This window comes from Carboxydocella sporoproducens DSM 16521, from assembly GCF_900167165.1.
GTDB lineage: Bacteria > Bacillota.
Genome location: NZ_FUXM01000006.1, coordinates 70,268 through 81,522, shown reverse-complemented (window position 1 = coordinate 81,522; position 11,255 = coordinate 70,268). Strand labels below are relative to the sequence as shown.

General features: G+C 47.2%; 16 protein-coding genes and 1 pseudogene. 13 read left to right on the top strand and 4 right to left on the bottom strand.

What is annotated here, in order from left to right:
* Window positions 1–122 precede the first annotated feature (122 nt).
* The 4 genes from B5D20_RS04060 to B5D20_RS04050 all read left to right on the top strand — a co-directional run bounded on the left by B5D20_RS04060 (window position 123) and on the right by B5D20_RS04050 (window position 2,957).
* Window positions 123–476, top strand: a complete 354-nt coding sequence (locus B5D20_RS04060; RefSeq protein WP_078664948.1) for a hypothetical protein — start codon at window positions 123–125, stop codon at window positions 474–476.
* Window positions 473–889, top strand: coding sequence for a hypothetical protein (locus tag B5D20_RS13630; RefSeq protein WP_143311788.1), 417 nt, complete (start codon window positions 473–475; stop codon window positions 887–889). Before B5D20_RS04060 ends, B5D20_RS13630 begins: the two co-directional genes overlap by 4 nt.
* A 69-nt stretch (window positions 890–958) precedes the next feature.
* Window positions 959–1,351 carry a hypothetical protein gene (locus B5D20_RS04055; protein WP_078664947.1) on the top strand — a complete coding sequence of 131 codons (393 nt, stop codon included), beginning with the start codon at window positions 959–961 and terminating at the stop codon, window positions 1,349–1,351.
* Window positions 1,352–2,111: 760 nt separating this feature from the next.
* On the top strand, window positions 2,112–2,957 hold the full coding sequence (locus B5D20_RS04050) for a LuxR C-terminal-related transcriptional regulator (RefSeq protein ID WP_078664946.1): 846 nt from the start codon (window positions 2,112–2,114) through the stop codon (window positions 2,955–2,957).
* Window positions 2,958–3,074: 117 nt separating this feature from the next.
* On the opposite strand, the pseudogene B5D20_RS14280 reads toward B5D20_RS04050, so the two are convergent.
* A pseudogene (locus tag B5D20_RS14280) lies at window positions 3,075–3,143 on the bottom strand (IS200/IS605 family transposase); the annotation flags it as partial.
* Window positions 3,144–3,558: 415 nt separating this feature from the next.
* On the opposite strand from B5D20_RS14280, the gene B5D20_RS04045 reads away from it, so the two are divergent.
* From B5D20_RS04045 to B5D20_RS04035, 4 genes are all read left to right on the top strand, one after another.
* Window positions 3,559–3,738 carry a small, acid-soluble spore protein, alpha/beta type gene (locus tag B5D20_RS04045; protein ID WP_078664945.1) on the top strand — a complete coding sequence of 60 codons (180 nt, stop codon included), beginning with the start codon at window positions 3,559–3,561 and terminating at the stop codon, window positions 3,736–3,738.
* A gap of 66 nt (window positions 3,739–3,804) precedes the next feature.
* Window positions 3,805–3,948: an alpha/beta-type small acid-soluble spore protein gene (locus B5D20_RS13810; protein ID WP_159071902.1), complete on the top strand. Its 144-nt coding sequence runs from the start codon at window positions 3,805–3,807 to the stop codon at window positions 3,946–3,948.
* A gap of 67 nt (window positions 3,949–4,015) precedes the next feature.
* Window positions 4,016–4,240 carry an alpha/beta-type small acid-soluble spore protein gene (locus B5D20_RS04040; RefSeq protein WP_078664944.1) on the top strand — a complete coding sequence of 75 codons (225 nt, stop codon included), beginning with the start codon at window positions 4,016–4,018 and terminating at the stop codon, window positions 4,238–4,240.
* Window positions 4,241–4,259: 19 nt separating this feature from the next.
* Window positions 4,260–4,493: an alpha/beta-type small acid-soluble spore protein gene (locus B5D20_RS04035; RefSeq protein WP_078664943.1), complete on the top strand. Its 234-nt coding sequence runs from the start codon at window positions 4,260–4,262 to the stop codon at window positions 4,491–4,493.
* Between the two features lie 46 nt (window positions 4,494–4,539).
* On the opposite strand, the gene gpr is transcribed toward B5D20_RS04035, so the two are convergent.
* Window positions 4,540–5,526, bottom strand: coding sequence for a GPR endopeptidase (gene gpr, locus B5D20_RS04030; protein ID WP_078664942.1), 987 nt, complete (start codon window positions 5,524–5,526; stop codon window positions 4,540–4,542).
* Between the two features lie 82 nt (window positions 5,527–5,608).
* Here gpr and B5D20_RS04025 point away from each other — a divergent pair, with 82 nt between their 5' ends.
* Genes B5D20_RS04025 through B5D20_RS04010 form a run of 4 tightly spaced genes read left to right on the top strand, consistent with a single transcriptional unit; the run spans window position 5,609 to window position 8,020 of the window.
* Window positions 5,609–6,277 (top strand): DUF421 domain-containing protein, encoded by a 669-nt coding sequence (locus B5D20_RS04025; protein ID WP_078664941.1) that lies wholly within the window; start codon window positions 5,609–5,611, stop codon window positions 6,275–6,277.
* A 23-nt stretch (window positions 6,278–6,300) separates the two neighbouring features.
* Window positions 6,301–7,035, top strand: coding sequence for a 16S rRNA (guanine(966)-N(2))-methyltransferase RsmD (gene rsmD / locus B5D20_RS04020; RefSeq protein WP_341429557.1), 735 nt, complete (start codon window positions 6,301–6,303; stop codon window positions 7,033–7,035).
* The gene (coaD, locus tag B5D20_RS04015) at window positions 7,032–7,520 is read left to right on the top strand and encodes a pantetheine-phosphate adenylyltransferase (RefSeq protein WP_078664940.1); all 489 of its coding nucleotides are present in this window, start codon (window positions 7,032–7,034) and stop codon (window positions 7,518–7,520) included. Before rsmD ends, coaD begins: the two co-directional genes overlap by 4 nt.
* 26 nt (window positions 7,521–7,546) lie before the next feature.
* Window positions 7,547–8,020 carry an ATP synthase subunit B family protein gene (locus B5D20_RS04010; protein ID WP_078664939.1) on the top strand — a complete coding sequence of 158 codons (474 nt, stop codon included), beginning with the start codon at window positions 7,547–7,549 and terminating at the stop codon, window positions 8,018–8,020.
* Here B5D20_RS04010 and ylbJ read toward each other — a convergent pair.
* The gene (gene ylbJ, locus B5D20_RS04005) at window positions 8,017–9,219 is read right to left on the bottom strand and encodes a sporulation integral membrane protein YlbJ (protein WP_078664938.1); all 1,203 of its coding nucleotides are present in this window, start codon (window positions 9,217–9,219) and stop codon (window positions 8,017–8,019) included. The two genes, B5D20_RS04010 and ylbJ, sit on opposite strands and share 4 nt — an antisense overlap.
* A gap of 70 nt (window positions 9,220–9,289) precedes the next feature.
* Between ylbJ and B5D20_RS04000 the strand changes: the two genes are divergently transcribed.
* The gene (locus B5D20_RS04000) at window positions 9,290–10,135 is read left to right on the top strand and encodes a patatin-like phospholipase family protein (protein WP_078664937.1); all 846 of its coding nucleotides are present in this window, start codon (window positions 9,290–9,292) and stop codon (window positions 10,133–10,135) included.
* Here the strand turns inward: B5D20_RS04000 and B5D20_RS03995 are convergent.
* Window positions 10,044–11,249: a nucleotidyltransferase gene (locus B5D20_RS03995; protein ID WP_078664936.1), complete on the bottom strand. Its 1,206-nt coding sequence runs from the start codon at window positions 11,247–11,249 to the stop codon at window positions 10,044–10,046. The two genes, B5D20_RS04000 and B5D20_RS03995, sit on opposite strands and share 92 nt — an antisense overlap.
* Window positions 11,250–11,255: the final 6 nt, after the last annotated feature.

Genomic DNA, 11,255 nt, shown 5'->3' with positions numbered 1-11,255 from the left:
AGCTCTTACTTTTATCGCATTGTCATCCGATGGTGCTGACTATTTCGTTTAAAAAACTTTAATAGATTTATAAAAGTCTACCTGATGACAACTAAAGTATACTAAGTTAGGAGGTAAAATTTATGTTATTAAAGGTTGATAAAAGGATAAGTATGTTTATTGCGGTTATTCTATCCTTAATTTTGCTAGCAACGCCGGCAATGGCTGGGTATGTAACTGCTGACTTTTTTAAAAAGAATAGTTCTTTAGACTACACGGAAATTACAGGGAAAGAGCTAGAAAGCTTGGCTGAAGAGGCGTTAAAAAAACAGGATGTACGTATTTTACTGGATAAGTTAACAGGCGGCAGCTATGAGGTATCAGAGAAAAGAGCAGCGAACTATGTATACTCCAAAAAACAAGGGAATGTATTAATATTAACAATTAAAGGATCTAAAGATATTCAACTTGTTACGCAGATTTTAATGGTAAAGTGAAAGTAGGTGCAGGTGTTCTTCAAAACGTAAATGGTACAAAAACAATAGATGTTTACGACATTAAAAATGGAAAAATCTATAATACCTCTAAAATAGAAATTATTAATAATCAACCTAAAATTAATTGGAAAGAAGGGCCTTTTATTCCGTATGATAAAAAAGATAAAACTGGTTCTCAAAAAGAAATAAACGCGGCATGGACTAGTTGTGACATCTGTCTTGGAATATGTAATACCCTCTGGAACGGTGGTTGTGGGTTAACTAGTTATTTCGCATGTATGATTGCCTGTTCACCATTTGGAAACTTCACCTGTCCGATAATTTGTGGAGTTGTCTATAGTATTATTTGTGGTGGAGTAGGAAGTTACATTACTTGTCCATCTTTATGCCAAGATATAGGTTATTGTAAATAGAGGGTTAATATGGTTGAAGCCGAGTGGCTTCAACCATATTCTTAAATTAGTTGAAAGAGGTTAAAATCTATGAATTCTTGGTGGCTACTTATAAATATTATAGTTCTTTTAGTTTATGCATTTTTTCTTTTATATCCATTTTATTTACGTGACAAACAACCGCAGCGCTATAAGGGAATTTGGCTAGAAATTGGAACTCTTTTTAGGAACAGGTATGGTGCTCTTATAGTTTTAAATATTACTTTGGGACTTACAATTAACTTTATTATTAAAAGCTATACAAATAATGGAGCCTTTGGATTTATTTCAATGATAGTATATTATTTGATTTTTTCAACAACTTTTTTATGGTATCCTTTTTACTTAAAAGAAAAAAAAGCTAGTAAATATAAAGGTATATGGAAGGTTATAGGAGATTGGATAGGAGACCCCCGAAGCGCATTTCCGCATAGAAAACGTTAATAGATTAATAAAAATGCTATATTAAGAAATGGGGAAGGGAAAAGGTGTGGAAGATAAATACAACAACTTGTTTATCGTTAATTAACGCAGTTTTACTTAGTTATACGGCTTGGGTCAAATATACTGTTAAAGGCTGTTCTTTGTGTAACCAAATATTCTTTCTGCCAATAGATGGTGTAATTATAGCGTTGATAGGAGTTGTTGCTTCTGTCACCCTTGCGGTTTTGAATCATTTTTCAATGCGTTTTTCAAGCCTAAAATATCTGACACTTTTAACTGCGATGTTATGTGCTAGCTTTGCATCTTTTCTACAGTGCGCTCAATTTTTTTGGGCTGGGAATTTATGTTATTTCTGTTTAACTGCAACTATAATATTCTATGTAATCTTCGGTAACCTATTGTATAAAGTTGTAATCAAATCAATCTGGAAGAAAATAAATTCATCAACTACTATTCCTCCTGTATCACAAAATTAGAATTGTTTTTTGCAAGAGGAAATTCGTTATTTTTGTAAGGATTTTTCCACAAGTATCTGTTGGGAGATTTTGTGGTAATGGCGTATAAGAGTTGCCTCATTCGGTAACGATTACTCCCGAGTTTTAAATAGGGCAGCACTGTCAACAGTTTTAACCGCCTGCCCCTTCCCAGGCTCACCGGTCGTAGACAAGCAGGGGGCTGGCCCGTTTTTTCTTCTCAGGAAAAGTTTCACATGATAAAATATAGACATAGGAATGGGGGAGATTAAGAGGGGGGAATCTTTTTGTTTGATAAATGGAAACAACTTGATTTTCTCCACCAGGATACCAGTGTCTTATTTTTTGATTCAGTGCGGATCAATGAATCATGGCAAAAATCCAAACAACTTGGCATTAAACCGGACCAGGACAGACCCAGGATTTGTTTGAGTAAACAAAAAACATTAGTTAGAATAAAGCAGAACAAGATTTTATTAGAGATCGCGGCTCCGCTGCTGCAGGAAAGTTATGCCAGTTTGCTGGATAAAAATGTATTATTCCTGCTCTGTGATAAGGAAGGGTATGTCCTGGAGCTTACCTGTAGTCCGGAAGTGTTAAAAATGTGTGCTGAACTTGGAATAAGGAGAGGTACATCTTTTAGTTGTGAAAGTGCCGGAACCAATGCCATCTGCTTGGCCATGCAAGAACTAAAAACGGTAGTAGTTAGAGGAGAACAGCATTATTGTGATTTCTTAAAATCCTGGTACTGTGTTGCTGTTCCGATTTATAGCAGTTATCATGGAATAATGGGTTTTTTGGACATTTCTGCGCATATTGAAACCGATTTAATAAAGATGATTCCTTTAGTTGAAATGTTGGCAAAAATAATTTCCAGGGAAGTTGACCGGGAGACTCATGTTGCGGCAGACAAGGAGAGGCTGAAGTATTTGGAACTGTCCGGGCGGGAAAAGGTTGTTTTGGAGTACCTGGTTGCTGGATATAGTTATGAAGCAGTGGCTAGGAAGCTGAGAATTAGCAAAAACACAGTGAAAACTATAGTCCGCCGGGCCTATCAAAAACTAGAGGTTAAATGTCTTCAGGAGTGTAAGGAAAAATACTCCCGGTTTTTGGTTCGTTACAGCGATGAATAATCGCTGTGTTTTTGTTTACAGTGTGACAAAAAGTGATAAAGCAGGTATGTTTTTATAGGGGGTGGTAGGAAGCTATAACTATCGTACTCTCTCCGCAGGTGCCACAGGAGTCACCTCTTTGGCGATTACCGCCGGGGCTATTTTGGGAGGAGCGGAGAGAAAAACTTGTACGTGATCAGCCATGACCACGTTGTAATTGATGTTGTAGACTGCTGTTCCGGTTGATTTCCATGCTTCCTTCTTCGTGCAATTGTGGTAGCATATGCTAATTATTAAGTGGCTGCTGAGATAAGAGTATTTTTTTCGCCTTCCTGCCGCAAACTATGGCAGGAGGTGAAATGAAGATGGTAAAACCTGTACAACCGGATAATGCCGAAGCAGCAGTCAAATGTCCCCAGTGTGGCAACAGTGTCTTTCGCAATCCTGAAAATAAATGCGATGTTTGAGGCCAAACTTTGCTGGCCGGTCGGGTCGGCTATGTTTCCAATGAGGAGTATTAAAAGCGGGTTAGCCCGCTTTTGTTTTTGGCAAAAATTGCCTGGTTAGTTTTAAGCAAATCACGCAAACTATAAATGGTGCGATGGTGAAGGAGGTAGTGGCCATGGGCAGACGGCGCAGTATCATGTCCGAGCAGTTGAAGTGGGAAATTGCCAGAGAATTAGGGGTGGCGGACATCGTCCAGCGGGAAGGTTTCGGTGGCGTTACCTCGCGGCAATGTGGCATGATGGTGCACAAAGCCATTGAAATGGCGGAACGGAGTCTGGCCCATCCAAAACAGTAAGTCCAGTCGCACCAGCCAGGAGATTTTTCTCCTGGCTTTTTACACCCTCGAGAGGAGGTGAGGATGATGGCGAAAAAAAATAAAAAGGAATTTCCTCTGACTCCGGAGCTGAAAAAATTTCAGTATGAAGTAGCTTCTGAACTGGGCATCACTGGCATTGGCAACATTCCTTTTACAAAAGAGGAAACAGGTAAACAGCCGCGCCAATAACTGTTGCGTATAGGGTGACTGAATTTGATGGATACTATGAACACCAACAGCAAAGGAGGTGATAAAGATGCCAGGCGGACGCAATACCAATCAACCGGCTGTTCCCGGCGCCAAACGGGCCCTGGAGCAGTTCAAAATGGAAGTGGCCAATGAAATCGGCTTAGCCGGCAAGATTCAGACTGTTGGTTATGAAAACATGACCTCCCGTGAATGTGGCAGCATCGGTGGATGGATGACCAAGAAAATGGTACAACTGGCTGAACAGGCTTTGGCTGGTCGTGTACAACAGTAACGAAGGAGGTTGAGGCATCATGGCCAGAAATCGGAACAAAACTGCGGTTCCCGGTGCCAAAAGGGCTTTGGAACAGTTCAAATATGAAATCGCTAATGAAATCGGTTTAGCGGAAAAAATCCAGACTGTTGGCTATGAAAATATGACCTCACGGGAGTGTGGCAGCATCGGTGGATGGATGACCAAGAAAATGGTGCAGCTGGCTGAACAAGCTCTGGCCGGGCAAGCTGGCACCACTACTCCCCAGCAATAAGGGTGGCGGAGAAGGCGGGTTTGGTCCCGCCTTTCTCCATCTATGGCTAGTGCAGGTAGCTGAAGGCTTCCTGTTCGGGAATACCGGGGTGGAGGGCCAAATTCAGACCACCTGCGACTATCCTGGCACATTCGGAAATTAAATCATCAATATCCTTGGGAGTCATAACCAGATTGCCGGCGAAAGGGTGCAGCACTTCATTAATAATTTGTTGAATCATAGCCGGATTGAGATTCTTGTATATTTGATATAGGGTTGGGCTGGTCTGGAACTGCTCCAGTAATTTATCGATAGCCTCGCCGGCAATAACAGCAGCATGACAAACGGTGGGGATGCCAATGGCAATCACAGGAACCCCCAGAGTCTCTTGATTTAAACCCTGTCGTTTATGACCCAGGCCGGAACCGGGACTTATACCGGTGTCAGCTAGCTGGATAGTAGTGCCGATGCGCATGGCACTGCCAGCGGCCAGGGCATCAATGCAGATAACAGCATTGGGCTTGACTCTGTCCACTACCCCACGGATGATTTCAGCGGTTTCAATGCCGGTTATACCAAGGACACCCGGGGCCAGAGCGCAAACCGGGCGCATCCCTCCGGCCAGTTCCTGGGGGGCATAATGAAAAAGGTGGCGGGTTACCAGGACGGAATTGATTACTCTGGGCCCCAGCGCATCCGGGGTAGCCTTCCAGTTGCCCAGTCCGACCAGAAGAACGGTGGCATCTGGCCCCAGGGATAGCAGGGATTTAAGCTGGTCGGCAAAGACCCGGGCGATTTCGGCCTGTACTAACCGGTTACCTTCCCGGATATCTGGTGCTTCGATGGTAATATATTTACCTGGCGGTTTACCCATTAATTGCTCTCCCTGGGCATCCAGGACTGTAACGATGGTTACGGTGGCATGAGGTTTTTGCAGTTTTTCCATTGCGACACCGGGAATTTCCCGTTGTACCTGGCCCCGAATCGCTTCATGGGCTTCGAGAGCCAGATCGAGATTGATGGAAAAATGCTTAAGCAATTCCGGTCGCGCCATGAATTATCTTCCTCTCCAAATTTCTGCCTTTAATGTACCCGGCAATTTTCGCAATTATACATAATTTTTTGGAGGGAAATATATGGCAAACGTGGTGTTGCGGGCAATTTTTGTTTATATTTTCATTCTGGTCATGGTAAGGTTAATGGGAAAAAGAGAAGTAGGACAGTTATCCACTTTTGATATTGTGGTTTTTATTGTGCTGGCAGAACTGGCTGCTATTCCCATGGAGTATTACCAGAAACCCCTGTTGCCCAGCCTGGTGCCTATTCTGGTAGTGGTTTTGCTGGAAATTATCACTTCCTATTTGGCGTTAAAATTTCCGGTCTTTCGTAAACTGATGGATGGACAGCCTTCCATTGTTGTGGCTAATGGCCAGCCGGTAATTGAGGAAATGAAACGCTTGCGCTATAGCCTGGATGATTTAATGGCTCAGTTACGGGAAAAGGGTTTTACCTCACCGGCGGAAGTGGAATTCGCGGTACTGGAGACTTCCGGAAAGCTAAGTGTAATCCCCAAAAGCCAGAATCGTCCCGTTACTCCTGCTGATCTGAGTTTAGCTACGAGTTATGAGGGATTACCTATCCCCTTAATCAAAGATGGGATTGTACAAAAACATAATCTGGGACAGATTGGTCTGTCGGAAAACTGGCTGGTTGGAGAGCTGCAAAAACAGGGGTACCAGCAGCCACAGCAAATCTTTTTCGCCTTGCTGGATACCAGAGGACAACTGCATCTCTATCCTAGATAAAAAAAGAAGGCCACTACCTTGCGGTGTGGCCCAATTTGTTACCCTTGCGGGTAACATTGGGAGAGGAGAAACCGGAGAAAGAGCTTGTAGGGAGAGTGTTGACTGGTTCATTTATATTTATTACCTGCAGGGAAAAGGTTTATACATCTGGAAAAAAATTTTTTCTATGCTATAATGCAAATGAGGTGAAAAAATTGCGGGTAATAGCTGGACAGGCCAGAGGTCGAAAACTGAAAGCTCCCAGGGGTATTTCCACCCGGCCGACTCTGGACCGGGTCAGAGAAGCTCTGTTCAATATTATCGGGAACCGAATCTGGGATAGTACCTGTCTTGACCTGTTTGCCGGTACCGGGGCCCTGGCGATTGAAGCCCTCAGCCGGGGAGCAACCCGGGCAGTGCTGGTGGAAAAGGACCCGAAAGCCCTGGCCTGCATCAGGGACAACTTGTCCAGCACCGGCCTGGAGGAAAGGGCAGAGGTATTAAAGGATGATGTCTATCGCGCCATTCCCCGTTTGGGACGGGAAGGGAGAAAATTTGATTTTATCTTTCTCGATCCGCCCTATGAACAAGGACATTTGTCCCGAGTGTTGCCATTGCTTTCGCAATACCGGCTGCTTCAGCAGGAGGGCTGGATTATAGTAGAGACCAGGTCACGGGAGCCGGCTATTGAAGAGATAGCAGGTTACCGGCTGAAACGGCGGGAAAAATATGGGGAAGCGGCCTTGAATTTCTATATTGAGGAGGAGAAGGCAGAGTGAAAATAGCTGTTTACCCGGGTAGTTTTGATCCTATCACCAATGGCCATCTGGATATTATCGAAAGGGCGGCAGATGTGTTTGATCAGGTGATAGTCGCTGTTTCGGTTAATTCTGCTAAGAAACCTCTTTTTTCAATGGAAGAACGAGTTGAATTATTACGGGAAGTTTTGCGGCCCTATCCTAATGTCAGGGTAGACAGCTTTACTGGTTTGACAGTAGACTATGTTGTTTCCCAGAAGGCGCGGGTAATTATCCGCGGCTTGCGGGCGATTTCCGATTTTGAAAATGAATTACAAATGGCGGTAACCAACCGCAAGCTCAAGCCTTCCGTGGAGACCTTTTTTATGATGGCGCGGGCGGAATATTCCTTTATCAGTTCCAGTTTAATTAAAGAAATTGCAAATTATGGTGGTTGCATTAAAGGATTTGTCCCCGAGGTTGTCGAAATTAAAATCAAGGAAAAACTGGCCCAGCTCAAGGGCTAAATTTACCCATTGGAGGGGAGCAGCGAGTGGAAGTACTGGATTTACTGGATAACCTGGAAGAAATGGTGAATGAAGCTTTTCGTGTACCCATTAGCAATAAGGTCTTGCTGGATGCCGGTGATCTTATCGAAATCCTGGACCGGATCCGGGTGCTTTTACCGGACGAGTTGAAGCAGGCCCGGATGATTACCAGGGAATATCAGCGGATTCTGCAAGATGCGGAACAGCAAGCGAAAAGAATTATCGACCAGGCCCATGATGAGAAAAGCAAACTGGCCCATGAAAGTGAAGTGGTCAAAGAGGCCCAAGCCCATGCTGAAGATATCATCAGGCAGGCGGAAGAAATGGCCCGGCAGATTCGGGAAGGGGCTACTGATTATGCCCTGGATATTTTGCTCAAGCTGGAAAGCAATTTGAGTCACGTACTGGATGAATTGAAGACCGGCCAGGAGCAGTTACGGGATTTGCAGCAAAAGAACCGGGCTAATCAGATGGGTTAGGATTTTAGCCGGTGCAGTAAACTGCTGATAATGGCCAGCAGAGTCAGCACCAGCAGGGTGAAAAGAAATAATTGACCGGAATAAACCAAAAGCCCCAGCCAGGAGGCATTAGCAGCCTGAGGTAGGGGCCAGGCTGCGGCTGGTATACTCCAGCCCAGCTGATAAAAAAAATAAGTATAAGGTATGGCCAGTAAGATATGAACCAGTCGTGCTTTGATAAAAGGCAGCAAGCGCAATGAAGTGGAACTGATAAAGCTGGCCACCTGGGCAATGACGGAAAAACCGCTCCAGGCCAAAATAGCGGCGATGGTAAGGACTTTAGCCTGCAAGGGCAGGTCGCTGATACTGGCCTGCTGACAGCCCAGGGTGATTTCCAGCAAACCAGTGCCGAGAGCCAAACCAATTCCCTCGGGCAGGCCCAGGAGTTGAAAAGGCCAATCCAGTAGACGGGCCAGAGCTCCCAGCAGGCCAAAATGAAGCAGCAGCTGGCTGATGGTAGCAAAAACAATGATAAACCCGCCGATAGCCAGCAGTTTATTGCATGCTTCTCCTACAGCTTCGGCCAGATGGTTGCCCAAGGGGCGCTCATTGGCCAGCAGTTTTTGGCGTAATTCTTGCAAAGCTGCTGCCCAGATTTTGTGATTTCCGGCCTTAAGTGGCGGCCGGGATGAATGCTGGCGGCTGCGCCAGGCTAACAGGATACCCAGGGTCAGATTGGCCGCATAATGGCCGGCAGCCAGGGTCCAGCCCAGGGCTGGCTGGCCCAGCATGCCAACGGCTACTGCTCCCAGCATGAACAAGGGCGAGGCGTTATTGGTAAAGGCCAGCAAGCGCTGGCCTTCTGCCGGCGTCAGTCGCCCTGCTTTGATTTCACTGGCTGTGATAACAGCACCAATGGGATAACCGGAAGTATAGCCTACGGCCAGGACGAAAGCGGCGGCACCGGGCAGATTAAAGAGGGGGCGCATTACCGGCTCCAGCAATACCCCCAGGCAGTGGGTGAGACCATAACGTTCCAGTAAGGCTGAACCGATAAAAAAGGGCAGGAGAGCCGGAAGAACGATTTCAAACCAGGCTCTGGTGCCACGCAAGGCCCCTTGAAAAGCAACTTTGGGGCTGATAGCCAGGGAAACAACTAGCAAGAGAGAACAAATCAGGATGAAATAGCCCTGATGCAGTTTTTGTTTTTCCCTGTTCAATTCCTATCCCCTGCCTTTCCATGAATAAATATATGGCAGAGGCGGAGAAATCAGACCAGGGGGTGAGGCCATGCAGGAGAGGCGGCCACGGCTAGCTCTGGCCCTGGGGGCTGGCTCAGCCCGGGGATTGGCCCATATCGGGGTTTTGAAGGTCTGGGAAGAGGAAAGATTACCTCTGGATTTACTGGTCGGTACTTCCATGGGTGCGATTATCGGGGGCCTCTATGCCTCTGGCATCAGCCCCCGCTGGCTGGCTAATCTGGTGGGCCCCCTCAGTAAGTTGAACTGGCGGGATCTGGGATTGGGGGGGCTGGGGCTATATAAAGGGGAAAATTTTTATCAGGCTCTCAAAGTGCTTACCGGCGGGCGCAGTTTTGCCCAGACCCGGATACCGCTGGCGGTAGTAGCAACCGATTTGGATCAGGGGGAACCGTACATTATTCAGGAGGGGGAACTGGCCCTGGCTCTGCGGGCTTCAGCGGCTGTACCAGTGGTCTTCCAGCCGGTAAACTGGCAGGGGCGTCGGCTGGTGGATGGGGCCTTGACCGCCCGGGTGCCGGCTCGCATGGCTCGTCAGCTGGGAGCAGACCTGGTTATCGGGGTGGATGTGCGCTTTGGCCTGGCTGATAACCGGGCGGAGAAATTATGGGAAGTGGCGATTCAGAGCATTGAGATTCTGGAGCGCCAGATTTGTCAGACCCTGCCACAAGAAGCGGATTTGCTAATTACACCGCAACTGGGACACATCGGTTCCTGGGATTTTCACTGTTATGAAGAATTAATCCGTTTGGGAGAAGAAACAGCCCGTCAGGCTCTGCCCGGCATCAGGAACCTGTTGGCCCGGTGGGCCAGCGCCGCCAGTCCAGACCAGGGCGGGGCAAGGGCTGGGGCCAGAGGAGAGAGTGCAAATCAGTAGCCAGACTATCCAGGCGCATTTGCCGGTGGTAACGCCAGGGAGTGGTACGAGTAACCAGGGGCAGGCTCCCGGCCTTTTTTATTTGCTTTAACAATTGCCGCCCCCGCTGGGAATAGGCCAGCAGCCTGAGGTAGGCTGGGCCGGTTTCATCCCAGTTATTTGCCTCTTCCCGGGTAAAATTCAGCAAAAACTGGCATAATACCCTTTGAATCCGGGTCCAGGTATAGGCTTTGGTTTTGGTCAGTTGTACCAGTTCCTGCCAGCTGCCCGCTACAGTGACGGCATTGAAGATCCGGTTGACCAGGGCCCTTTCTCCATCAACGGTAGCCAGCAAACGGCTTTCTGCTCCATCCTGACGCAGCTGCCAGCAGAGAAAAGGCCAGAGCCTGTCCATGAATACTGGACCCCGGCCTTGTTCAACAGCCTCTTGCAGGTAAGGCCAGGTAGGCACGGGCAAATACGCGAGGGGGGCTGTTCCCTTTTCCTGCCAGGCTTTGCGTACAGCTGTGGCAGAAGCAATGGTTTCCCTTTCGGTAGCAGCAGGCAGTTCTTCATCATGGTAATGGGCCTGACGCCGGGGTATGGTAAATACTTCCCAGCCCAGATTCATTTTCTTGATGGCCCGCAGGTACTCCACGCCCAGAATGTTGTTGGGAGTAGCCAGGGCTTCCGGCTGTTTCATAGCCAGATAGCGGGCTTTGGGAAAGCTGTGGCCCTGACGGATTAATTCTCCGACATCCTTTTCCCACCAGCCCTCATCCAGAAGATCAGCCACTTCCTGTAAGGGCTGCAGCTGGCCGCTTTCCGAGCCGAAACAAAGATGAGTGATTACCCCGGTTGCAGCTAAAACCTGGACAGCCCCTCTGGCAAAAGTACCGGCAGAACGCAGTACAAAGGCTACCGGTAATTCCAGTACCACATCGGCACCGGCAGCGATGGCCATCTGGGCCCGGGTCCATTTATCCAGTACAGCCGGTTCCCCTCGCTGCACAAAAGAACCGGACATGACACACAGGACGAAATCAGCGGCGGATAAACGTTTGGCTTCATGCAGATGCCAGGCATGGCCATTATGAAAGGGATTATATTCGGTAATTAGCCCCACGACGTGCATAATATC